The 3,065-nt window shown below is 53.8% G+C and carries 3 protein-coding genes; 1 reads left to right on the forward strand and 2 read right to left on the reverse strand.

Features of this window, described 5'->3' with window-relative positions:
* Positions 1–197 precede the first annotated feature (197 nt).
* Positions 198–1,631 (forward strand): hypothetical protein, encoded by a 1,434-nt coding sequence (locus SY1_RS11865; protein WP_208873881.1) that lies wholly within the window; start codon positions 198–200, stop codon positions 1,629–1,631.
* Positions 1,632–1,862: 231 nt separating this feature from the next.
* On the opposite strand, the gene SY1_RS11870 is transcribed toward SY1_RS11865, so the two are convergent.
* Positions 1,863–2,561, reverse strand: coding sequence for a DUF554 domain-containing protein (locus SY1_RS11870; RefSeq protein ID WP_015557165.1), 699 nt, complete (start codon positions 2,559–2,561; stop codon positions 1,863–1,865).
* 95 nt (positions 2,562–2,656) lie between these two features.
* A partial coding sequence (locus SY1_RS11875) for an aminotransferase class I/II-fold pyridoxal phosphate-dependent enzyme (RefSeq protein WP_208873882.1) occupies positions 2,657–3,065 on the reverse strand: 409 nt, incomplete at its 5' end.

Raw genomic sequence — 3,065 nt, forward strand, 5'->3', positions numbered from 1 at the left:
TCGTGTCGTATGGCTGACCCCCTCCGGTTCGCTGACGCGAACCACCTCCCCTTTCATAAGTGAGACAGCAAATCTTTGATTTGCGTCGTCGAACTTAGGAGCTTCATCAGGGGAGGCAATCCATATTAAACGCGATTTGGTATTATTATGGGTGTGGATATCGTTCAGTAACTTATTCCGGGAGGAGGAAGTGCGAGATGAAAAAGAACTTGTTGTTATGCATATTTACGATAATGATTTTTCCCGGATTTTCGGGTGGAAGTGTTGCTGCCGAAGTAAAATATCCTGAAAGAGTTACAGCTTCAGGGGACTTGCCTATTTTGCTTAAAAATATGCCTCCTTTGAAGCTGGGCAAAGAGCTTGAATGGAAAAAAACAGGAGCGCACAACCTGCCTTCCCCTGAATTTGATTGGAGAAAAAAGGGGCGTTACGATAAATATGCTGTAAATATTGTTTTGTTTGGAAACGATTGTCAACAGGAAGCGAAAAAAAATGTAATCAGTGAAAACCATATAGAGTGTGAGTTTAATTCCGGGGTCGTTGGTTTGGGGAGTTTTACAAAATACGCTGTATTGACGGAAGAGGGTACGCCGGCAGAAGATAGAAGAATTCTGGAAACGCCGAGGATATTATTGCATAACTATCCATATTCCGATAAAAAAAGCTCAGCAACCAAACGCCTGTTTCCCGAGAAAAAAATTGATGTGTCCCTGGTGAAAAACCCAATCAAGGTCGGGGAGGAATTTGTCCTTCATGGTAATGTAAGCCCCAACTCGTCTGGTGTTGGCGGAGAGATAATCATTGAGGTATTTGATGGTTTGCCCTCTTTAATGAGTCTGTTCTCCGGAGGTGAACGCCTGATTGAAACTGATCTTGACGAAGAGGGTCATTTCATGATTCGATCAGCTGTTGATAAACCTGGAAGATACACTTTGTTTGCGCGAATGATTGACCCGACGACAAAACAATGGCTTGCTTCCCGGGCTATAAAACTTGATGTGACGCCGCACGTAGGCGCTGTTTCTCTCCTTTACTTTCGTGATACGATGGTTATCGTCAGCGAAGAGGGGAAGGATGTATTGCCTTTGCTGATAGCGCAGGGTAAGGCTGAGGATTGGGAAGTATCCTCACCCGCTCTGTTTGGAACGTACTACAGCTTTGAAGATCCGTCAATGGCAAGGGTAACGGAAGAGGGATTTATTGAAGGGATAAAACCGGGCAGGACGGTTATGCATGCAAATTTCCGAGGGCAAAAGGCCTCCATACCAGTTTTAATCACGCCGAAACTCGTCCCTCCCCAGGAATCGGTTGTTCGTCTAAAACAACCGATTCAACCGCAAACACCTGTTCCTTTGAACCCGGTTTGGGGAAGCGTCTTTTCAAAAGGAGAAAAGATTACTTTAAGCGTCACCTCTTTTGACAGTTCGATGGGCGACGTTATGAGTTCGAGTTTCTGGCAGGTTCGTGAAGCTGGTGGTAAACGTATTGTAGCCGACCTTCGAATAGGCACTGAAAACTATGCGGAGTGGATTCCTCCAAGAAACGGCGTTTTTGAATGGAGTATGAGCTACTTTCATAGCAGAGGAAGAACGAAGGAAACGCCTTGGGTGAAAATTGTAGTTCAAGATTGATCCCCAATTCGCAGGCAAAGTTTTTAACGTGCGGCAGAAACGGGGTTCGTGCGTTTTCTGCCGCACCTGATGGGGCAAGGCCTGAGTCAGCTTGACTTGAACAATAACGGCCTTGATCCCCGATAAGGTTGCCACAACCTGTGGATTTGGAGGACAAAACCACGATTGGCAGAAACTCGCTGTGTGGCCTTGCGCTCCGGGAGCGCACGCACGGCGACGGTCCCAGGCCGGTTACAGCAGCACCGTGATGAGGACGACCAGCGCCAGGCCGGGCAGCAGGTCGCAGAGCTTGAGCTTCGTGAGCCCCAGGAGGTTCAGCCCGATGCCGAGGATCATGAGCCCTCCCAGGGCCGACAGGTTGGTGTACAGCCGCTCCGTGAGGAAGGGCGCCATGTGGACCGCCAGAAGGGTCAGCCCGCCCTGATAGAGGGCTATCGGCAGGACGGAGAACAGGACCCCCGGTCCTAAGGACCCGGCCAGGAAGACGGACGCGACGCCGTCTATGACGCCCTTTGTCACGAGCAACGTGGGGTCGTGGCGCAGGCCGTCGTCGATGGCGCCGATGATGGCCATGGAGCCGATGCAGAAGAGCAGCGTCGCCGTGACAAACCCCTGTGTGAAGGGGCCTTCCGCAAGGTGAAACCGCGCCTTCAGGAGGTCGCCCAGCCCGTTCAGCCGGTCGTCCAGCCGAAGCCAGTCCCCGATGAGTGCGCCCAGGACGAGGCTCGCCAGGACGGCGACGGCGTCCTGCATCTTCAGGCCCATGCCCACGCCGAGGCAGAGCGTGAAGAGCCCGATGCAGTGGAAGATCGTGTCGTTCAGGCGTTCGGGGATGAAACGCCCTAGGGCGAGGCCCAGTGAGCCGCCGAGGGCGATGGCAGCGACGTTGAAGAGCGTTCCCCCGGCGGGGACCCCGCTTAAAAATTCCATGGAATGACGCAGCTCCTTAATCTTTGGCTTTTTGCCCGGGCTTGAAAAAAAAGGCCGGCAGGGTGCCCCCCGCCAGCCCCTGCGTTGGGCCGACGCTATGCCCGGATGGCCTCAATGCGTCCGGGGTAGGCCGCTACGGCCTGCTTCAGGATGTTCCCCGACTTGATCAGGTCCTCCGTCTTCAGGACGTAGGCCAGCCGCATCTCGTCCTTTCCGCGCCCCGGCGTGGCGTAGAAGCCGCTGCCCGGCGCGCCCATGGTCGTCTCGCCGTTGACGTCGAAGTTCTGAAGCATCCAGATGATGAACTTCTCGCAGTCGTCCACGGGGAACTTCACCATGATGTAGAATGCGCCCTTGGGCTCCTCGCAGATGACGCCGTCGATCTCCTTCAACGCCTTGTAGAGCGTGTCGCGGCGCGTCTTGTACTCCCGGTTGACCTCCTCCAGGTAGCTCTTGGGCGTGGCGTAGAGGGCCGTGGCGCCCACCTGCTCCAGCGTGGAGACG

This window comes from Fretibacterium fastidiosum, from assembly GCF_000210715.1.
GTDB lineage: Bacteria > Synergistota > Synergistia > Synergistales > Aminobacteriaceae > Fretibacterium > Fretibacterium fastidiosum.